We start from the raw sequence: 19,878 nt of genomic DNA, 5'->3' as shown, positions 1-19,878 counted from the left end.
CTCTAGCGTGGGGTCCGACCCGCGAATCGCCGCGGGTTCCGCCCCCGCCGCCGTCCGGGCGCCCCGCCCGGAGTCCCGAGACCTCGCCCAGATCCCCGTGACGCCCCGCCCCGTGTCACGAAGCGAAGACCCCAGGAGTGAAGCCGTGCCGATGGTCGCGACCGCCCCCGACGACGAGACGCTGCCGCAGTACCACATCGAGGCCCAGACCTCGCTGGTGGAACGCCAGCTGCGCTCGCTCAAGCACGGCGACGCCTTCGCGGTGCTCGACAGCTACGGCGATATCGGCGTCTTCCCGGGTCCCGAGGGGCTGTACTTTCAGGATACGCGCTTCCTGTCGCGGCTGGAGCTGACCGTCGAGGGCCAGCGGCCGATGCTGCTCGGCTCGGTGGTGCAGGACGACAACGGCGCCCTCTCGGTCGACATGACGACGCCGGACATCCGGCTGGATGCCGGCGACGAGACCAGCATTCCGCGCGAGATCATCGCGCTGGAGCGGACCAAATTCCTGTTCCGTGGCACCTGCTACGACCGCATCGGCCTGCGCAACTACGACACCAAGCCGCGCCATCTACGCGTCTCCCTGAGCTTCGACGCCGACTTTCGCGATCTGTTCGAGGTCCGCGGCAGCGACCGGGCGCATCGCGGCAAGCGCAGCGTCGAGGTGACGGCCCCCAACGAGGTGACGTTCACCTATGACGGGCTCGACGCGCGGCGCCGCACCACCCGCCTGCGCTTCGGCCCGAAGCCCGCCCGGCTCGAGGCGAACAAGGCGGAGTTCGAGGTCAAGCTCGCCCCCGGCGGGCGCGCCTCGCTGTTCGTGCGGGCGATCTGCGACACGGTGGATCTCGGCCGCGAGGGCGTGGCGGTGATCGGCAGCGCCCTGCCGTTCACCCACGCGGCCTATCCGAATCCGCGCCGCGAGGAGGGCCACCCGAAGGGCGAGGGCATGACCTTCGCGCTCGCCTATCGCGACGCGCGGCGCGACCTGCGCAAGGCCACCGCCAACATCACCACGATCGAGAGCTCGAACGACCAGTTCAACGAGGCCGCCTGCCGGGCGACGGCCGACCTCTACATGCTGCTCAGCCGCACGCCGAACGGCGTGTACCCCTATGCCGGCATCCCCTGGTACAGCACAGTCTTCGGGCGCGACGGCATCATCACCGCCATGATGACGCTGTGGATCGACCCCGAGATCGCCAAGGGCGTGCTGCGCCACCTCGCGGCGACGCAGGCCACCACCGTGGATCCGGCCGCCGACGCCCAGCCCGGCAAGGTCCTGCACGAGACCCGCAACGGCGAGATGGCGATCCTCGGCGAGGTGCCGTTCAAGCTCTATTACGGCACGATCGACGCGACCCCGCTCTTCGTGATGCTGGCCGGCCAGTATTACGAGCAGACCGGCGACAAGGCGACGATCGAGAAGATCTGGCCGAACGTCCTGGCGGCGCTCGACTGGATCGACGAGTACGGCGACCGGGACAAGGACGGCTTCGTCGAGTACGCCCGCGAGACCGAGAAGGGCCTGGCCAACCAGGGCTGGAAGGACAGCCACGATTCGATCTTTCACGCCGACGGCCGGATGGCGCAGGGCCCGATCGCGCTCTGCGAGGTCCAGGGCTACGTCTACGCCGCCAAGAAGGGTGCCGCGAAGCTCGCTGCGCTCATGGGCGACGAGGCGCTGTCCGAGCGGCTGAAGGGCGAGGCCGAGCGGCTGCGCAAGGCCTTCGACGAGAAGTTCTGGCTGCCGGAGATCGGCACCTACGCCATCGCGCTCGACGGCGAGAAGCGCCCCTGCGCCGTGCGCTCCTCGAATGCCGGCCACGCGCTGTTCACCGGCATCGCCTATCCGGAGCGGGCCGAGAGCGTCGCCGCGGTGCTGATGTCGAAGGACGGGTTTAACGGCTGGGGCGTGCGCACGATCGCGGTCGGCGAGGCGCGCTACAACCCGATGTCGTACCACAACGGCTCGATCTGGCCGCACGACAACGCGCTCGTCGCGCTCGGCCTCGCCCGCTACGGCCTGAAGGCGGAGGCCGCGCGGGTGTTCGAGGGGCAGCACGGTGCCTCGCTCTACCAGGAGGGGCGGCGTCTGCCGGAGCTGTTCTGCGGCTTCATCCAGCGCAAGCAGCGCGGGCCGACGAACTATCCCGTCGCCTGCAGCCCGCAGGCCTGGGCGGCGGCGGCACCCTTCGCGTTCCTGGCGGCCTGCCTCGGATTGGAGCTGCGCCACGACCGCAACCGGATCCGCTTCCGCGACCCGATCCTGCCATCCTTCCTCGACGACGTGCTGATCCGCAACCTGAAGCTCGGCGACAGCCACGTCGACCTGCTGCTGCATCGCCACGGCCAGGACGTGACCGTCAACGTGGTCCGCCGGACCGGCGACGCGCAGGTGGTGCTGCTGAAGTAGGCCGAAAAAAGCGATGGGCCGGGACATGCCCGGCCCTTCGATGCTCCCCGCGCGGGTTCTCGGAAGGAGATACCCGCGCCCGGAGCGGTCAATCGATCCTAGCCGCGCAGCCACGCGGCGAGGCGCCGTGCGCTGGATTAGCGCGGCGCCAGGATCATGATCATCTGGCGGCCTTCGAGCTGCGGCTCGCTCTCCACCTTGGCGATCTCCTGCGTCTCGGACTTGACGCGCTCGAGCAGGCGCAGGCCCAGATCCTGGTGCGCCATCTCGCGACCGCGGAAGCGGAGCGTCACCTTGACCTTGTCGCCTTCCTCGAAGAACCGCTGCACGGCCTTCATTTTGACTTCGTAGTCGTGCTTGTCGATGCCCGGCCGGAGCTTGATCTCCTTGACCTCGACGGTCTTCTGCCGCTTGCGCGCCTCGGCCTGCTTCTTCTGCTCGTTGAAGCGGAAGCGGCCATAGTCGAGAAGCTTGCAGACCGGAGGCACGGAGTTCGGCGCGATCTCGACGAGGTCGAGGCCCGCCTCTTCGGCGACCTGCAGCGCTTCGAAGAAGCCCATGACACCGCGGTTCTGGCCGGTATCGTCGATGAGCTGGACCTCGCGGACGCCGCGGATGTCCCGGTTCGCGCGCGGCCCGTCCTTCTGCGGGGCCGGCATGGCTCTCATAGGTCTGCGAATGGCTTCAATCTCCTCAATCACGTATTCCGGCGGCGGCCCGCGGGCCGCATCCCTGTGAGGGCCGGCCCCGAACCACCGCGCGGGCATACTCGGGTGTACGATATCACCTTGGCGAGATCGCCCGATTTGTCAACTCGCGGAAGGCGGACTTGGTTGCGGGCCGGCTCCCCGGCCCCCGCAACTACCTCCCCTCCCCCGCCGGCGGCGCACCGAGGAGATCGGCGTAGATCGCCAGGGTGTCGGCGAGCATCAGCTCGAGGGAGAAATGCGCCTCGACGTGGCGGCGGGCGCGGCGCACCAGGGCGTCGCGGGCGCTGGCGCCGAGGCGCAGCGCGTCGGCCAGGGCGTCGGCGAGCGCCTCCGCGTCGCCGGCCGGCACGCGCCAGCCGGTGCGCTCGGAGGCCTGAACCTCCGGGGGAGCGAGCACCGTCTCGGGCACGGCACCGAGATCCGAGACGACGACCGGCGTGCCGAGCGCCTGGGCCTCGACCGCGGCGCGGCCGAAGGCCTCGGGCTCGGTCGAGGGCACCGCCACCACCGAGGCGGCCCGGTAGGCCGCCGGCATGTCGCTGCAATGGCCGACGCGCTTGACCTGGCCCGAGAGGCCGTGGGCGGCGATCATCGCGTCGATCTCGCGCAGGTAGGCGGTGCGGCCCTGGGGATCGCCGGCGAGCACCACCGTGAAGTCGCCGAGCCCCTGCGCGCGCATCGCGGCGGCGGCCTCGATCAGCACGCGATGCCCCTTCCAGGGGGTGAGGCGGGCGGCGAGCAGCACCACCCGCTCGTGCGGGGCGACCCCCCAGGCCCGGCGCAGGGCCTCGACCCGCTGCGGCGCGACCTGGCCGGGCGTGAAGGCGCCGAGATCGGTGCCGCGGTGGATCACCCGCACCCGGTCGCCGGCCACCTGCGGGAAGAGGCGGCGGATGGCGTCGGCGGTGAAGTGCGAGTTGGCGATCACCACGTCGCCCCGCGCCATCACCGAATTGTAGAGGAGCTTCGCCGGCGAGCGGCCGGCATAGCTGCCGTGATAGGTGGTGACGAAGGGCAGGCCAAGGCGCCGGGCCGCCCCGAGCCCGACCCAGGCCGGGGCGCGGGAGCGGGCATGGATCAGATCGACCCGCTCCGCCCGGCAGATGCGGGCGAGCCGCCCGACATTGAGCGCCATCCTGACGGGGTTCTTGCTGCGGGCCGGGAACGGCACCCAGGCGCCGCCCTTGGCCTGCAGCTCCCCGACGAGGCGGCCGCCCTCGGTGGCGACGAGGGCGCGGGCGCCCGCCGCGGCCAGGGCCGCCGCCACGTCGACGGCGGTGCGCTCGGCGCCGCCGGCGTCGAGCTCCGGGATGATCTGCAGCACGGTGCGGCCGGCCAGCGGGTGGCTCGCGGCCGGGAACGGCGTGGCCTGGCTCGACGGCATGGGACTCCGGGTCAGGGTTCTGATCGCAGCGCTCGCGGCATGACGGTGCCTGCTCGACGCAGGAAGTGGGGGTGCGCCGACGGCCGCCGGTGTAGAAGCCGCCGGACACGATCCGCACCGGGACGATGGATCAAAGTCGCCCGGCCTCGTTGCGGATCGGTAAACCTTGGGCGCCGCCGGCCTACGACCAGGGCCGGCACCGGAATAACGGGGATAACCCGCATGGCAGACACGATGGAGGATCCGATGGACGACACGGCACGCCCCCCCGCCACGATGCTGACCGTGCGGGGCCGCCGCCTCGCCACCCTGGTGCGCCCCGGCGCCGGACCGCCGGTGGTCTGGCTCGGCGGCTTCCGGTCGGACATGCGCGCCACCAAGGCCGAGGCGCTGGACCGGTGGGCGGCGCGGCAGGGCCGCGCCTTCGTGCGCTTCGACTATACGGGGCACGGCGAATCGGACGGCGCCTTCGCGGCGTGCACGATCTCGGACTGGCTCGCCGACGCGGAGGGCGTCGTCGCCGCCCTGGCGCCCGAGCGACCGATCCTGGTCGGCTCCTCGATGGGCGGCTGGATCGCGCTGCTCGCCGCCGCCCGGGTGAGACCGTCGGGCCTCGTACTGATCGCACCGGCCACCGACTTCACCGAGGCGCTGATGTGGGCGCAGTTCCCGGAGGCGATCCGCCGGCAGGTGATGGAGGACGGGGTGTGGCAGCGCGAATCGCAATACGCGCCGGAGCCGACGCCGGTGACCCGGGCCCTGATCGAGGACGGGCGGCGCCACCTGATGCTCGACCGGCCGATCGATCCCGGGTGCCCGGTCCACATCCTGCAGGGCATGGCCGACCCGGACGTGCCCTGGGCCCACGCGATGCGGCTCGTCGAGCGGCTGCCGGAGACGGGGGTGGTGGTCACCCTGATCAAGGAGGGCGACCACCGCCTCTCGGGACCGGCCGATCTCGACCGCCTGGTCGCAGCGGTCGAGGGCATCGCGCCGCGGACCGCGTAGGTCCCGCGGGTGGCCGTCGCACCCGCGACGGCCACCGCCTCGCTCAGCAGACTTGCGTTGGCCGGCCAACGCTTCGCCCGCTCAGGTTCTTGTCTGGTCGCAGATTTTTGCCGCCGAACCGGTATCCACTTCGGCGAAATCTGCTTAGTGGACGCTCATCGCCTGGAGGTCGTGTGCCCAGGCGTTGGCGAAGGCCGCGTCGCGGCTGTCGGTGAGCAGGATCGGCGCACCGCTGGCGGACAGCAGGGCGAACAGGTCGAGGCCGGGAGTGAGGTCCGGGGCCTCGGGGAAGAGGCGCTTGACCTCCTCCGAGCGCATGGCGCGGACATAGGCCACGTGGCCCTCGCCGAGGGCGGCGAGCGCGGAGGGATCGAGGTCGAGGGTCTGGGTGGTATCGGACATGATGCGCCCTCCTCTGAAAGGCAGCAGGCGGAGGCCGGGTTGCGCCCCGAAGCGGCGGGCCGGCCGGTGTGACAAACATATGGGGACGGTCAGTCGCCGTCGCGCGAGCCGATGTCGATCCGTCGCACGATGCGCTCCGGCTCGGGCCGGGCGAGGTCGATCGACAGCAGGCCGTTCGACAGGTCCGCGCCCAGCACCTCCATCCCGTCGGCGAGCAGGAAGGCGCGCTGGAACTGCCGCGCGGCGATGCCCCGATGCAGGAAGGTCCGGCTCTTGTCGTCGGCTTGGCGGCCACGGACGATGAGCTGGCTTTCCTCCAGGGTCACGTCGAGCTGGTCGCGGGTGAAGCCCGCCACCGCGAGCGTGATCCTCAGCCGCTCCGGCTCGCGCTCGGTGCGGGGCAGGCGCTCGATGTTGTAGGGCGGGTAGCCGTCATTGGCCGCCTTGGCGACGCGGTCGAGGGCCTGCTCGATCTCGTCGAAGCCCAGCAGGAACGGATGCCCGAACGGCGAAGGACGCGTCATGGTCTCGGCGAAGCCCTGTTGCGAGAGGCACTTCGGTCAGTCCGGGCCCGCCAGCGCAGCACCCGTCGAGGCCGACCGCAACTCCGCCGGCCCGGGATCAGATATGAGGAGGGGCCTCCGGCGCATCAAGGGGACGCGCCGGCCGCGACGCTCAGCGCTGCATCGCGCCGGTGAGCCGCTGGCTGATGCGCTCGCGCAGGGCCGAGGGCAGTTCGAGGTCGACGAGGCGCCAGGTCCAGCCGCGCAGGCGCAGGCGCAGGCGGAAGCGGTTCTCCAGCGGCCGGTCGGGGGGATAGCTCACCACCATCCCGCGGAACCCCCGCGGCTCGGCCGAGCGGAAGAGGGCGAAGAGCTGCGACAGGGTCGAGGCGTGCAGGCCCAGCCCCTCGCTCCGCCGTCCGGCCTCACCGGTCGTCGCGGGCACGTCCGGGTCGTGGGTATTCGGAGCTTGAGTGGCTTGGGTGTTCGGGGCTTGCGCGGCCCCGCCGGCGGAGGGCGCATCGGGCGGAGAGGTGTCGGGCGAGGGCGTCACGGAGCCGGGCTGGCGCGCGAGGCCGGCGCGCACCGGCCAGCCGTCGTCGAGGAGGTCGATCAGGGTCTCGGGCGTGACGAGGGATTCGACCAGAGGCTCGGCCAGGGCCCCGCTCGCCTCGGTCAGGATGGCGCGGTCCCGGGCCGAGAGGTCGCGGCGGGCCGTGATGGCGTCGAGGACCGCCGCGGTCGCCTGACGGGTCAGAGAGAGCCGCAGGGTGCGGAAATTGACCCGCTGGGCCACGGCCTGCGGGTCGTGCGCCTGCACCGCCTGCGACAGGCGGTAGAGCGCGACGTAGGGCGAGAGGCCGTAGGCGAACCACAGGAGCAGGGCCACCAGGCCCGCGAGCCACCAGCGCGTCATGCCGGCCGACCCGTGGGGCGGTCGCTCTCGAACCGGCCGCTCAATCGCGCGCGACCCGTCACGCCGGACGCGCGAGGTGGGCGAAGGCGGCGATGACCTGCTCGTAGACCGGGCGCTTGAACGGGATCACGAGGTCGGCGAGGTTCGCCAGCGGCTCCCAGCGCCAGCCGTCGAACTCCGCCTTGTGGGCGCCGCCGCCCGGCCGCAGGATGTCGATCTCGCGCTCGTCGCCCTCGAACCCGAAGGCGAACCATTTCTGGGTCTGGCCGCGATAGCGCCCCTTCCAGGGCTTGCCCGAGGCGAAGGTCGGCAGGTCGTAGGAGTACCAGCCCGGCGCCTCGGCGAGGAAGCGCACCGAGGACGGCGCGACGCTGGTCTCCTCGTAGAGCTCGCGCAGGGCGGCCTCCCGGGGGGCCTCGCCCTCGTCGATGCCGCCCTGCGGCATCTGCCAGGCATGGGCGCCGAGATCGGCCGAGTCGTGCCGCCGGTGCCCGGCGAAGACCAAGCCGTCGCGGTTGAACAGGGCGATGCCGACGCACGGGCGGTAGGGAAGTCCGGCGAGCGCGGTCTCGGGGCGGTGGAGCGGTGCCATGGGAAACGACCTTAGAGCAATTTCCCGCCCTGTGGACCGTGCCGGCGCGGAAAATACGGGAAGCACCCGGGCGGGGCAGCCATGCGGCGGCGGCCGGGGCCCCCAAGCGGGTGTCGCAGACCGGTTTGCCGGTTTTGCGACAGGATCGCTCGGTGGCGCGAAAATCCGGGCCGGCTCGCCGGCCGCGGGGCTGCCCGGCCGCAAGGCCGGCGGCCTCAGGACGGCTGGCGCAGGGCCCGGCTCGCCGGCACGAGGAGGATGCCGCGGGATTCGAGGTCGCGCGCCCAGCGGGCGATGCGGTCGATCGAGAGCGGCAGGGCGGTGGCGGAGCCGAGCACGAAGCCCGTCTTGCGCGCGACCTCCTCCAGGCGGGCGAGCTCGCGGTCGATCGCGTCGGGCCGCGGCACCGCGTCGACGACGATCTCGGCCCGGGCCACCGGCACCTTGGCCTTGCGGCCGACCTCGCGGGCGAGGGAGCGCGGCGAGGTGCCGTCGTCGAGGAAGCCGAGGCCGCGGCCGCCGATCTCCCGCAGGACCGGATCGAGGGCGGCGGCGTCGCCGGTGAGGCGTGCGCCCATGAAGTTCATCACCCCGATCGCGCCGGGCACCCGGGCGAGCACGAAAGCCAGGCGATCGACGTTCTCGGCGGGCTTCGACCCCGCCAGCAGGGTCTGGGGGCCCGGATCGTTGTCGGGATAGTCGAAGGGCTCCATCGGCGCCTGCACCATCACCTCGTGGCCGGCCTCGCGGGCGCGGGCGGCAAGCCGCGTGACGTCGGCGCCGTAGGGCGCGAAGGCGAGCGTGACCGCCGGCGGCAGCCGCTGCACCGCGTCCTGGGTCGCCGCCTGGCCGATGCCGAGGCCCGAGACCACGAGCGCGATGCGGCCCGCCACCGCCCCGCCCCGCTCCAGGCCGGCGGCCTCGGGGCGGGCATAGACGTCGAGGGCGCGGGCGCCGTCGGGCCCGATCTTCGGCAGCACGCCGCCGTAGCGGCCGCGCTCGCTCAGGCGCGGATCGGGGGCGGGCTTCAGCTGGATCGGGCCGGTTCCCGGCACCCGGATCACCACCGAATCGGGCGCGGAGGTGCCGTCGGGCCGGCTCACCACGACGCCGGAGGCGCGCTCGACCTCGTCGGCGCCGCGGCTCGCCGGGTCGGCGCGCGCGGAATCGGGGCGGCCCGGGACGACGGGCTCGGGCGGGGGCGCGACCGGGGCGCGGACCTCGATCGTGGCGACCGCGAAGGGCTCGCCGGCGAGCGGATCGTCGCCGAGGACCAGAAAGGCGGCGAGGCCCAGGCCGCCGAGGCCGAGGAGCGCGGCCGCGAGGGTGCGGGGCGTGAGGGCGGCGCGCCAGCGCGCGGCGCGGGCAGTCGCCTCGTCCCGCAGCCCGAGGGGACGGGTCAGGATGGTGTCGGACGCGAGCGGCACAGGCGTTACAGTCCCGCGACCGGGCGGCTGCATGAAAGCGGAAGGCCCGCAGCACCGGTCGTTCGACCGGTATTGCGGGCCTTCGTGGTAAACGCTGCGTTAAGACGGGCCCGGCGGAACTCCGAACCCGCCCGTGATCGCGGCGATCAGTTCTGGGTCGGGGCGGCCGGGGCCGGGGTCGTGGACTTCACGGTGTTCGCCGCGCCCTTCTGCACGCCGTGCAGGAGGTCGACCGCGGCGATCAGCTGCTTGTCCTTGGCCGGGTCCGGCGGGACGTAGGCCGACGAGCCGCCGCGCTCCTCGGTATCCTTCTGCTTCAGGTGGCCCTTCAGGCCGGCCTCGCCCTTGGTCTCGTCCTTGCCCTTCAGGTCGTCGGGCACGTCCTGCAGGACCTCCTGGTCGGGCTCGATGCCCTTGGCCTGGATCGAGCGGCCGGACGGGGTGTAGTAGCGCGCGGTGGTGAGACGCAGGGCGCCGTTGCCGCCGAGCGGGATGATCGACTGCACCGAGCCCTTGCCGAACGAGCGGGTGCCGAGCACCGTCGCCCGCTTGTGGTCCTGGAGCGCGCCGGCGACGATCTCGGAGGCCGAGGCCGAGCCGCCGTTGACCAGCACCACGATCGGCTTGCCCTTGGTCAGGTCGCCGGACTTGGCCGAGAAGCGCTGGGTCTCGTCCGGGTTGCGGCCGCGGGTCGAGACGATCTCGCCGCGGTCGAGGAAGGCGTCGGAGACCATCACCGCCTGGTCGAGCAGGCCGCCCGGGTTGTTGCGCAGGTCGATGACGAAGCCCTTGAGCTTGTCGCCCGGGATCTCGGTCGAGAGCTTGTCGACGGCGGCCTTGAGGCCGTCGTAGGTCTGCTCGTTGAACTGGGTCAGGCGGATGTAGCCGACATCGCCGCCCTCGACGCGCGAGCGCACGGGCTTGATGCGGATGAGGTCGCGGTTGAGCGTGACCTCGAGGGGCTCCTTGGCCTCCTTGCGGGTGATCTTGAGCTTCACCGGCGAGTTGACCGGCCCACGCATCTTGTCGACGGCCTGGTTGAGGGTCAGGCCCTGCACCTGGTCGCCGTCGATCTGGGTGATGACGTCGTTGGCCAAGAGGCCCGCGCGGGCGGCCGGGGTGTCGTCGATCGGGGTCACGACCTTGATCAGGCCGTCCTCCATCGTGACCTCGATGCCGAGGCCGCCGAACTCGCCCTTGGTCTGCACCTGCATGTCACGGAAGCTCTTGGCGTCCATGTAGCTCGAATGTGGGTCGAGCGAGGTCAGCATGCCGTTGACGGCCGCCTCGATCAGCTTCCCCTCGTCGGGCTTCTCGACGTAGTCGGTGCGGATCTTCTCGAACACGTCGCCGAACAGGCTCAGCTGACGGTACGTCTCCGCCGACGCGGCGACGGCGCTCGTGCTCGAGAGCAGGTGGGTCTGGGTCGCTACCGTGGCCGTCCCGGCGCCCAGGACGGCTCCGAACAGGACGAGGGAAACTTTGCGCATTATCCGCGAACCTTCTCGCTTGACCCTTTGGCCCACCAAGGATCCGGGTCGATGGAGCCACCGTCTTTCTTGAACTCGACGTACAGGACGGGATCGTTCCGCCCACCGGCTCCAGCCGAAGGTGCGGAGCCCGTGTCTCCCATCACGGCGACCGGCTCCCCCGCGAGCACGAACTGACCGACCTCGACGTTGATCTGGTCCATGCCCGCCAGGAGCAGATAGTAGCCGTCGCCCGCGTTGATGATCAAGAGACGACCGTAGGACCGGAACGCCCCTGCATAGGCCACCCACCCGTCCGCCGGAGAGGAAACGACGCCCCGCGGGCGCGTCATGAGCGATATGCCGCGGCTCGTGCCCCCCGCCCCGTCGGGGCTGCCGAAGGTCCGCACCACCTCGCCGCTCACCGGGCGCGGCACCAGGCCGCGCACCTGGGGGAACGGGACCTTGGGGCCGAGGCGAGCGGGATCGCGCAGGGCCGCCGCCGCGAAGCGCTCGCGGGTCTCCCGGGTCTCGGCCTCCGCCGCCTCCTTGGCGGCGTTGGCGGCGCGCCGCGCGCTGGCGAGATCGCCGTCGAGGCGGTCGACCAGGTCCTTGAGGGTGCGGGCCTGGCCGGCGAGGCCGGTGGCGCGCTCGCGCTCGGCGGCGATGCCCGTCTCCGCCTCGCCGAGGCGGGACTGGCGCGCGGCGATGAGGGCGGTGAGGCGCTGGCGCTCGGCGGCCCAGCCCTTGATGTCGCCGCGCAGGGTCTCCTGGTCGGTGGCGATCAGGCCGCGCAGGCGCACCAGCTCGGCGAGGTCGCCCGCCAGGGTCTCGGCCTCGCCCTGCAATTCGGGCACCACGGCGCCGAGCAGCATCGAGGTGCGGATCGCCGCCAGCACGTCCTCGGGCCGCACCAGCACCGCCGGGGGCGGGCGCCGGCCCATGCGCTGGAGCGCCGCCAGCACCTCCGCGATGACGCCGCGGCGGGCTTCCAGCGAGCGGCGCAGGGCCGTCTCGCTGCCCGCCATGGTCTGGAGCCGTCCTTCGAGGTCGGAGATGCGCCCCTCCGCCTCCTGCGCCTTGCGGGCGGCGTCGATCAGCGCCTGGTTGAGGCGGGCACCGTCGCCCTTGATCTCGGCCACCTCGCGCTCGAGCTTGGCCTTCGTCTCGGCGCTGGCCTGGAGCGCGGTCTCGATCGCCCGCAGGCTCTCGGCGCGGCGCTCCTTCTCGGCCTGGGCCTTCGCCACCGGGTCGAGGCCGGGATCGGCCGCCGGCTGCTGGGCGAGAGCCGGCAGCGCGCCGAGCGCCAGGGCGGCCGCGAGGGCGAGGATCGGGGAGAGGATCCGGGTCACGGGGCGCCGCGGTGGTAGGGGTGGCCGGAGAGAATCGTCATCGCCCGGTAGAGCTGCTCGAAGGCGAGGACCCGGACGAGACCGTGCGGCAGGGTGGCGGCGCCGAAGGCGAAGACCAGGTCCGCCCGCGCCCGGACTCCCGGATCGAGGCCGTCGGCGCCCCCGATCACGATCGCGAGACCGGGCCGGCCGCCGTCGCGCCAGGCACCGACCTGGGCGGCGAAATCGAGGCTCGTCACCGCCTTGCCGCCCTCGTCGAGGACCACCGCGGCGGCACCCGGCGGGATCGCCGCCAGGATGGCGCCGGCCTCCTCGGCGCAGCGGTCGGGCGCGCGACGCGCCCGGCTCTCCGGGATCTCGGTCATCTGCACGGCGGAGAAGCCGAGGCCGCGGCCCAGCGCATCGGCGCGGCCGCGATACTCCTCGGCGAGGTCGCGCTCGGGACCGCGCTTGAGGCGGCCCACCGCGACGAGGGCGAGCCGCATGGCGGCGTGTCCGTTCCCTGAGCTGCAGCCTCAGCCCGCGAGCCGGTGGGCCGTCTGATCCTTCGGCCGGTCGGCGCCCCAAATCTTCTCGAGGTTGTAGAAGTGGCGCACCTCGGGCCGGAAGATGTGGACCAGGATGTCGCCGGCATCGATCAGCACCCAGTCGCAGGCCGGCATGCCCTCGACGCGGGGAGCGCCGAAGCCGCGGGTCTTGAACTCCTGGATCACCTTGTCGGCGATCGAGCCGACATGGCGCTGCGAGCGGCCGGAGGTGATGATCATGGCGTCGGCGATGGAGGTCTTGCCGAGAAGGTCGATCTCGACCGTCTCCTCGGCCTTCATGTCCTCGAGGCAGGCGAGGGCAACCGACCTCATATCCGCGGCCTCGGGCGCGACGGTGCCGGACCCTTGCCCGGATTCCTGCGCCTGGACGTCAGCGGGAAGCTCGTTGTCCTGAGCTTCGTGAGAGATTGCGTCGTTCAGTGCCGGCCCCTGTCGATGAAGGCACCCGGTGGCGCCACGAGACGATATCGCCCGCGGCATGCGCGGTGCCGATGCCATTGAACGACGACAGTGGCGAACCGATGGCGGATTTTCAAGCGCGACGGCGGGAAATCCCGGGCAAGCGCCGCGATCAGGAGCGGATCGTTCCCGCACGGAGCGCCGTCGAGGACAGGCCGTTGCGCGGCCCGTGCAGAAAAACCCAGGCCGGCGGCGCCCGGTCGGCCAAGGTCGTGGCCGCGCCCTCGTCGATGCGTGACGAGGCCAGCGCACGAGCGGCGGGCGAGGCCATCGCCTTCAGGGTGTAGCCCGGCCGATCGATCACCGCGAAGGGCATCCGGGCGGCGATCTCGCGAAAGCCCTTCCAGCGGTGGAACGTGGCAAGGCTGTCGGCGCCCATGATCCAGACGAAGCGGACATCCGGGTGCCGAAGCGTCAGCCAACGCAGGGTGTCGACGGTATAGCGGATCCCGAGGCGGCCCTCCCCCAGCCCGGCCTCGAAATCGGTGACGGCGATCCTCGGGTCGGCCGCGACCGCGCGGGCGCCCGCGGCGCGGGCCGCCGCCTCGGGCAGGTGGCTGCGGTCCTTCAGCGGGTTGCCGGGGCTCACCAGCCACCACACCCGGTCGAGGGCGAGGCGGCGCAAAGCCAGCCGGCTGACATGCCGGTGGCCGGCATGGGCCGGGTTGAACGAGCCGCCGTAGAGGCCGACCCGCAGGCCCGGCGCGAGGGGCGGCAGGCGCAGCGTCACGGGCCTACCTCTCGCACAGGTGCATCCGAATTCGCCGCCCCTCGTCTCAGGCCGTCACGGCCGGATCTGCCCGGTGCCGCGGATGCGGTACTTGAAGGTGGTGAGCTGCTCGACCCCGACCGGGCCGCGGGCATGCATCCGCCCCGTGGCGATGCCGATCTCGGCGCCGAAGCCGAACTCGCCGCCATCGGCGAACTGCGTCGAGGCGTTGTGCGCGACGATCGCCGAATCGACCTCGGCGAGGAAACGATCGGCCGCAGCCTGATCCTCGGTCAGGATCGAATCGGTGTGGTGCGAGCCGTAGGTCTCGATGTGGTCGATCGCGGCGTCGAGGCCGTCCACCACCCGCACGGCGATGATCGCGTCGAGATACTCGGTGCGCCAGTCGGCCTCGGTGGCCGGCGTCACCCGCGGGTCGGCCGCCTGCACGGTCTCGTCGCCCCGCACGGCGCAGCCGGCCCCGAGGAGGTCGGTCACCAGGGGCGCGAGATGGGTGCCCGCGCAGGCCCGGTCGACCAGCAGGGTCTCGGCGGCACCGCAGACGCCGGTGCGGCGCAGCTTGCTGTTGCGCACCACCGCGCGGGCCATCCCGAGATCGGCCGCCGCGTGGACGAAGACGTGGCAGATCCCCTCCAGGTGGGCGAAGACCGGCACCCGCGCCTCGTCCTGCACCCGGGCGACCAGGCTCTTGCCGCCGCGGGGCACGATCACGTCGATGGCGCCGTCGAGGCCGGTGAGCATGGCACCCACCGCCGCGCGGTCGCGCGTCGGCACGAGCTGGATCGCCTCGGCCGGCAGGCCGTGGCGGGAGAGCCCCTCGCTCATCGCCTGCGCGATGGCGGTGGCGCTGCGGTGGCTCTCCGAGCCGGCGCGCAGGATCGCGGCGTTGCCGGCCTTGAGGCAGAGCGCGCCGGCATCCGCCGTGACGTTGGGACGGCTCTCGAAGATCACCCCGACGACGCCCAGCGGGGTCGCCACCCGGTCGATTCTGAGGCCGTTTGGCCGCACGTAGGTTTCCATCGCGCGCCCGACGGGATCGGGCAGGCCGGCGATGCTCTCGATCGCCTCCGCGATCGCCTCGACCCGGGCGGGGTTCAGCGCCAGGCGGTCGAGGGAGGCGGCGGTCAGGCCCTTGGCCCGGCCCTCGTCGAGGTCGGCCGCGTTGGCCGCCAGGATGGCCGGGGTGGCCCGGCGCAGGGCGGCGGCCGCCTCCCGCAGGGCCGCGTCCTTCACCGGGCCTGGGACCAGCGCCATCCGACGGGCGGCGGCGCGGGCGCGCCGGCCGATCTCGCGCATCAGCGCGTCGACGTCCTCGGGGCGGGGCTTCAGGCTGGTCACGGACACGGTCGTCATCCTGGCCGCCCTTCCGGGCGGCGATCCGGCCGCCATCGCGGGCGGCGTGTGGGCGGGTCCCCGTCATGCCACGGCCCAGCGAGCCGCGACAAGCCGCGCAACGACGCCTCCCCGCACGAGCCCGAACTCTATCGGGCAAGCCCGAACTCTATCGGGCAAGCCCGAACTCTATCGGGCAAGCCCGACTTGGCCGCTGCGCGAGCCGAGGCCCTGGGGCACCGGCACGTCGGTGTCGCCGTAGCGGGCGTTGATGACGAGGCGGGGCTGGCGGCTCAGGGCGATCCGGTGGGCAACGATGGCGGTGTACTCGGACTGGTCGGCCACGACCTGCATCGCCCGGACCGAGAAGGTCCCGCGCGGCAGGTAGACCGTTCCGACGAGGCGCCGGGCCCCGTCGCTCAGGATGTCGAAGCTGCGCCCGTCCGGCGAGCCGCGGTCCTCGAAGAACAGGAGCCCGGCCATGTCCCCGGTCCGCGGCGCCGTCAGCTCGACGAGCGAGCGCGGCAGGAAGACCATCGGCTGGACGCCGCCGGCCTTGTTGCGGGGGACGTTGCCGGTGAAATAGAATCCGACGCCCTCTCCCTTGAGCGAGCCGATCAGGTGGATCGACATCGCCTTGTGGCACGCGTCCTTGGTGGCCTTGTCCGGCGGGTGCAGGCAATCCGTCTTGAGGAAGATCAGGTCGGTGTCGGGCCCGACGACCAGGGCGCCGTCCTTGATCACGTAGATGCCCGGCATTATCTTGACCTGTGCGGTCTCCTCGATCCTGATCCCACCGCAATACGTGCCCGGATGGAGCGTGAACGACCCGTCGCGCAGCACGAGGTCCCGTTCGAGGCAGGCGCCCACCGGCGGCGCCGGCCGGGCCGCCAGTGGGTCCTTCAGCGTCGGGCAGCCGGTGATCGGCTGGGGCCGGAAGTTGAAGACCTGCCCAATGAAGCCGCCGACCGCACAGGTCGTCGCCGCCGACACGAAGCTCTGGTCGGCACCTTCGAGGCTGCCCGCGCTCGACGACATGGAATAGACCGCGCAATCCCCGGCCTCGATCCGTGCCTGGTCCTCCAGGCGGATCCCCTGCCGGCCCGAGGGGGCGAGGCCGACGACGCAGAGCCGCGCGCCGCCGACCGCCTCGGCGGTCGCCGTCACCGTCATGTCGGTGAGGTGCGGCGTGACGAGCCGGCTCATGATGGCGGCCTTGCGCTGCGTCAGGGTCACGGTGACGCCGGTCGGCGTCCGCCCGGTCGTGCCGCCGGCCTCGACGAAGCGGCCGCCGGGCCGCTCGCGGGCCACGGGCTTCGTCGCCACGGCGACAGGCCCGTCGCCGAAGCGCAGCGTCACGCCGCCCTTCATGTAGGCCTCCGCCAGCGACTCCATGCGCCGGGCATCGGCGCCGGAGACCTGCATGTCGGACACGACCGCGAGGGCGGCGGCATCCGCGGCCCGCTGCAGCGTCGCGAGCTGCAGGGTCCAGGTCCCGTAATCGACCGCGACCCCGACGAGGCCGAACAGCACCGGCGCCAGGAGAGCGACGAGGATCGCGACGTTTCCCGCTTCGTCGTTCCGCCACGCGATCCGACGCCACCACCCTTGTCCGATCATCGTCCCGGCGAGCCCTGCGTCATGGCACGAGAAAGCATCATTGATCGTTAAAGAGATCCTTGCGTCAGACATCCGATCTGATCGAGAGATCCACCAGTGTCGTTGGGACAACGAAAGATGAACAGCTTTCCTTTGTGTCCACGACCTTGCGACTGAACGGCGAGATTCCCGGCTGGGCCGCAGTCGCGCGCCGATCGGGCCCGCTCCCCCGCAGACCGTCCATCCCCGCGACCATCACAGCAACGATCATCTCCCTTGATGACCAGTATTGTTATAGCTTGAACATTGGTGAATGTGCCAAAAATACAACTTGTGCAGAGCATAATGGAAAACATCCGACCTACGCTTGATTGCACCCTCCGGTTCATGCCTAGAAATCGCCATCGTCCAACGAGGCGACGCGGGGGCATCCATGTCAGTCAAGTCTATCTCGACCGCGATCCTGATTGCGGCCAGTGTCGGCGCATGCGGCAGCATCGTGCGCGGCACAACGGAACCCGTCTCGTTCGTCTCGGTGCCGTCGGGCGCCGCGATGACCACGGACAAGAAGTATGCCTGCCCGACGACGCCGTGCACCCTCGAAGTCGAGCGCTCGGACGAGTTCGTGGCGACTTTCACCAAGCCCGGTTTCCATCCGCAGTCGATCCCGGTCCGGACCAAGGTGGTCGGCAAGGGTGCGGCGGGCTTCGCCGGCAACGTGCTGGCCGGCGGCCTGATCGGCATGGGCGTCGACGCCTATACGGGCGCCGCCATGGATCACGAGCCGAACCCGGTGATCGCCACGATGCGGCCCGCGGGCGGAGCCGCTCCGCAATCCCGCCGCCGCGGTCCGGGCCCGGGCGAGGCGGGCATGTAGAGAGACGCGGGAGGGGACGGCATCGGCCGTCCCCGAACGAAGAAGGCGCGCCGCCCGGGCCGGGCGGCGCGCCTTCCTGCTCTGGCGGGAGGGCCGAGGGCCGGCCTCAGCTGTCCATCTTGAGGGCGGCGATGAACGCCTCCTGCGGGATCTCGACCTTGCCGAACTGGCGCATGCGCTTCTTGCCCTCCTTCTGCTTGTCGAGGAGCTTGCGCTTGCGGGAGATGTCGCCGCCGTAGCACTTGGCGGTCACGTCCTTCGACAGCGCCCGGATGGTCTCGCGGGCGATGATCTTGCCGCCGATCGCCGCCTGGACCGGGATCTGGAACAGGTGGCGGGGGATCAGGTCCTTCAGCTTCTCGCACATCGCGCGGCCGCGGTGCTCGGCGCGGGTGCGGTGCACGAGCATCGAGAGCGCGTCGACCGGCTCGGCATTGACGAGGATCGACATCTTCACGAGGTCGCCCTCGCGGTAATCCGAGATGTGGTAGTCGAACGAGGCGTAGCCCTTCGAGATCGACTTCAGGCGGTCGTAGAAGTCGAACACCACCTCGTTGAGCGGCAGATCGTACACCACCATCGCGCGCTTGCCGACGTAGTTCAGGTCGATCTGGGTGCCGCGCCGGTCCTGGCAGAGCTTCAGCACGCCGCCGAGATACTCGTCCGGCGTGAGGATCGTGGCGCGGATCCACGGCTCCTCGATGGAGGCGATCTTCATCACGTCGGGCATGTCGGCCGGGTTGTGCAGCTCCTTCTGCTCCCCGTCGGACATGTTGAGGTGGTAGACCACGCTCGGCGCGGTCGAGATCAGGTCGAGGTTGAACTCGCGCTCCAGCCGCTCCTGGATGATCTCGAGGTGGAGGAGACCGAGGAAGCCGCAGCGGAACCCGAAGCCGAGCGCGGCGGAGGTCTCCATCTCGTAGGAGAACGAGGCGTCGTTGAGGCGCAGCTTGCCCATCGCGCCGCGCAGGTTCTCGAAGTCCGCGGCATCGACCGGGAAGAGGCCGCAGAACACCACCGGCTGCACCGGCTTGAAGCCCGGCATCGCCTCCTTGGTCTGGCGCTTGTCCTCGGTGATGGTGTCGCCGACGCGGGTATCGGCCACTTCCTTGATCGAGCCGGTGAAGAAGCCGACCTCGCCGGGGCCGAGCTCGGCCTTGTCCTGCATCTTGGGCCGGAACACGCCGAGGCGCTCGACGCCGTAGGCCGCGTCCGCGCCCATCATGCGGATCGTCATGCCCTTCTTGAGCACGCCGTCGACGATGCGCACCAGCACGACGACGCCGAGATAGACGTCGTACCAGGAATCGACCAGCAGCGCCTTGAGCGGCGCGCTCCGGTCGCCCTTCGGCGGCGGCAGGCGGGTGACGATCGCCTCCAGCACCGCCTCGATGTTGATGCCGGTCTTGGCCGAGATCGGCACCGCGTCCTTGGCGTCGATGCCGATCACCTCCTCGATCTGGTCCTTGACCCGGTCGGGCTCGGCCGCCGGCAGGTCGATCTTGTTGAGGACCGGGACGATCTCGTGGTTGGCGTCGAGCGCCTGGTAGACGTTGGCGAGCGTCTGCGCCTCGACGCCCTGCGAGGCGTCGACGACGAGGAGCGAGCCCTCGCAGGCGGCGAGCGAACGCGACACCTCGTAGGCGAAATCGACGTGGCCGGGCGTGTCCATCAGGTTCAGGACGTAGTCGCGCCCGTCCTGGGCCCGGTATTCCAGGCGCACGGTCTGCGCCTTGATGGTGATGCCGCGCTCCTTCTCGATGTCCATCGAGTCGAGCATCTGCTCGCTCATGTCGCGCGCCGCGACCGCCCCGGTGATCTGGATCAGCCGGTCGGCAAGGGTCGATTTGCCGTGGTCGATATGGGCGACGATCGAGAAGTTGCGGATGTTGTCGATGGGGGACGCGGTCATCGTGGGGCTGTCTCCGGCGCGCAGGCGCGGCGATGCGCGTGGCGCACGGCGGTGAAGGAAAGGGTCGAGGGGAGATAGCAGCGGCACCCCGCCGCGCCAAGACGGCGGCCGGACGCACGCGATTCTTGGTGGGGGTGGTCGGATCGGCGATCGATCGTCAGATCGGGGAGATACGCCAATCACGTGCTCTGGACGGCGTGCCACCCTCCGCGTCATCCCGGGGCCGCGGAGCGGAACCCGGG

General features: G+C 71.4%; 18 protein-coding genes. 3 read left to right on the top strand and 15 right to left on the bottom strand.

The window, feature by feature from the left end; genetic code table 11:
• Window positions 1-151 precede the first annotated feature (151 nt).
• Window positions 152-2,416: an amylo-alpha-1,6-glucosidase gene (locus miv_RS09425; RefSeq protein WP_207183444.1), complete on the top strand. Its 2,265-nt coding sequence runs from the start codon at window positions 152-154 to the stop codon at window positions 2,414-2,416.
• 137 nt (window positions 2,417-2,553) lie between these two features.
• Here miv_RS09425 and infC read toward each other — a convergent pair whose 3' ends face one another.
• The gene (infC, locus tag miv_RS09420) at window positions 2,554-3,075 is read right to left on the bottom strand and encodes a translation initiation factor IF-3 (RefSeq protein ID WP_048430889.1); all 522 of its coding nucleotides are present in this window, start codon (window positions 3,073-3,075) and stop codon (window positions 2,554-2,556) included.
• Window positions 3,076-3,277: 202 nt separating this feature from the next.
• Complete coding sequence (locus miv_RS09415; protein ID WP_207182388.1) at window positions 3,278-4,510, bottom strand: glycosyltransferase family 4 protein; 1,233 nt, start codon at window positions 4,508-4,510, stop codon at window positions 3,278-3,280.
• A 246-nt stretch (window positions 4,511-4,756) separates the two neighbouring features.
• On the opposite strand from miv_RS09415, the gene miv_RS09410 reads away from it, so the two are divergent.
• A complete protein-coding gene (locus tag miv_RS09410) occupies window positions 4,757-5,518 on the top strand; it encodes an alpha/beta hydrolase (protein WP_048430381.1) in 762 nt (253 codons plus the stop codon).
• Window positions 5,519-5,662: 144 nt separating this feature from the next.
• Here miv_RS09410 and miv_RS09405 read toward each other — a convergent pair whose 3' ends face one another.
• The 12 genes from miv_RS09405 to miv_RS09350 all read right to left on the bottom strand — a co-directional run bounded on the left by miv_RS09405 (window position 5,663) and on the right by miv_RS09350 (window position 16,868).
• Window positions 5,663-5,920 (bottom strand): BQ00720 family protein, encoded by a 258-nt coding sequence (locus miv_RS09405; RefSeq protein ID WP_058619038.1) that lies wholly within the window; start codon window positions 5,918-5,920, stop codon window positions 5,663-5,665.
• 89 nt (window positions 5,921-6,009) lie between these two features.
• Window positions 6,010-6,444 carry an Hsp20 family protein gene (locus miv_RS09400; protein WP_048430358.1) on the bottom strand — a complete coding sequence of 145 codons (435 nt, stop codon included), beginning with the start codon at window positions 6,442-6,444 and terminating at the stop codon, window positions 6,010-6,012.
• 151 nt (window positions 6,445-6,595) lie between these two features.
• On the bottom strand, window positions 6,596-7,339 hold the full coding sequence (locus miv_RS33230) for a DUF2939 domain-containing protein (protein ID WP_244748931.1): 744 nt from the start codon (window positions 7,337-7,339) through the stop codon (window positions 6,596-6,598).
• A 58-nt stretch (window positions 7,340-7,397) separates the two neighbouring features.
• Window positions 7,398-7,931, bottom strand: a complete 534-nt coding sequence (locus miv_RS09390; RefSeq protein ID WP_048430360.1) for an RNA pyrophosphohydrolase — start codon at window positions 7,929-7,931, stop codon at window positions 7,398-7,400.
• A gap of 215 nt (window positions 7,932-8,146) precedes the next feature.
• The gene (locus tag miv_RS09385) at window positions 8,147-9,358 is read right to left on the bottom strand and encodes a divergent polysaccharide deacetylase family protein (protein ID WP_082171947.1); all 1,212 of its coding nucleotides are present in this window, start codon (window positions 9,356-9,358) and stop codon (window positions 8,147-8,149) included.
• 146 nt (window positions 9,359-9,504) lie between these two features.
• Entirely contained in the window at window positions 9,505-10,848 is a 1,344-nt protein-coding gene (locus tag miv_RS09380; protein ID WP_048430362.1) for a S41 family peptidase, read from the bottom strand.
• On the bottom strand, window positions 10,848-12,179 hold the full coding sequence (locus miv_RS09375; RefSeq protein ID WP_082171946.1) for a murein hydrolase activator EnvC family protein: 1,332 nt from the start codon (window positions 12,177-12,179) through the stop codon (window positions 10,848-10,850). Before miv_RS09375 ends, miv_RS09380 begins: the two co-directional genes overlap by 1 nt.
• Window positions 12,176-12,664 carry a 23S rRNA (pseudouridine(1915)-N(3))-methyltransferase RlmH gene (gene rlmH, locus miv_RS09370; protein ID WP_058619035.1) on the bottom strand — a complete coding sequence of 163 codons (489 nt, stop codon included), beginning with the start codon at window positions 12,662-12,664 and terminating at the stop codon, window positions 12,176-12,178. Before rlmH ends, miv_RS09375 begins: the two co-directional genes overlap by 4 nt.
• Window positions 12,665-12,694: 30 nt before the next feature.
• Complete coding sequence (gene rsfS / locus miv_RS09365) at window positions 12,695-13,006, bottom strand: ribosome silencing factor (protein WP_048430383.1); 312 nt, start codon at window positions 13,004-13,006, stop codon at window positions 12,695-12,697.
• A gap of 292 nt (window positions 13,007-13,298) precedes the next feature.
• Window positions 13,299-13,883 carry a nicotinate-nucleotide adenylyltransferase gene (locus tag miv_RS09360; RefSeq protein ID WP_179945843.1) on the bottom strand — a complete coding sequence of 195 codons (585 nt, stop codon included), beginning with the start codon at window positions 13,881-13,883 and terminating at the stop codon, window positions 13,299-13,301.
• Window positions 13,884-13,970: 87 nt separating this feature from the next.
• Window positions 13,971-15,260, bottom strand: a complete 1,290-nt coding sequence (locus tag miv_RS09355; RefSeq protein ID WP_425312977.1) for a glutamate-5-semialdehyde dehydrogenase — start codon at window positions 15,258-15,260, stop codon at window positions 13,971-13,973.
• A 177-nt stretch (window positions 15,261-15,437) separates the two neighbouring features.
• Window positions 15,438-16,868 carry a pilus assembly protein TadG-related protein gene (locus miv_RS09350; RefSeq protein ID WP_207182384.1) on the bottom strand — a complete coding sequence of 477 codons (1,431 nt, stop codon included), beginning with the start codon at window positions 16,866-16,868 and terminating at the stop codon, window positions 15,438-15,440.
• A 412-nt stretch (window positions 16,869-17,280) separates the two neighbouring features.
• On the opposite strand from miv_RS09350, the gene miv_RS09345 reads away from it, so the two are divergent.
• On the top strand, window positions 17,281-17,724 hold the full coding sequence (locus miv_RS09345; protein ID WP_048430367.1) for a hypothetical protein: 444 nt from the start codon (window positions 17,281-17,283) through the stop codon (window positions 17,722-17,724).
• A 106-nt stretch (window positions 17,725-17,830) separates the two neighbouring features.
• Here the strand turns inward: miv_RS09345 and lepA are convergent, their stop codons facing one another.
• Window positions 17,831-19,636: a translation elongation factor 4 gene (lepA, locus tag miv_RS09340; RefSeq protein ID WP_048430368.1), complete on the bottom strand. Its 1,806-nt coding sequence runs from the start codon at window positions 19,634-19,636 to the stop codon at window positions 17,831-17,833.
• Window positions 19,637-19,878: the final 242 nt, after the last annotated feature.

Source organism: Methylobacterium indicum (assembly GCF_017347565.1).
Classification (GTDB): domain Bacteria; phylum Pseudomonadota; class Alphaproteobacteria; order Rhizobiales; family Beijerinckiaceae; genus Methylobacterium; species Methylobacterium indicum.
This window is presented reverse-complemented; position numbering and strand designations above follow the sequence as displayed.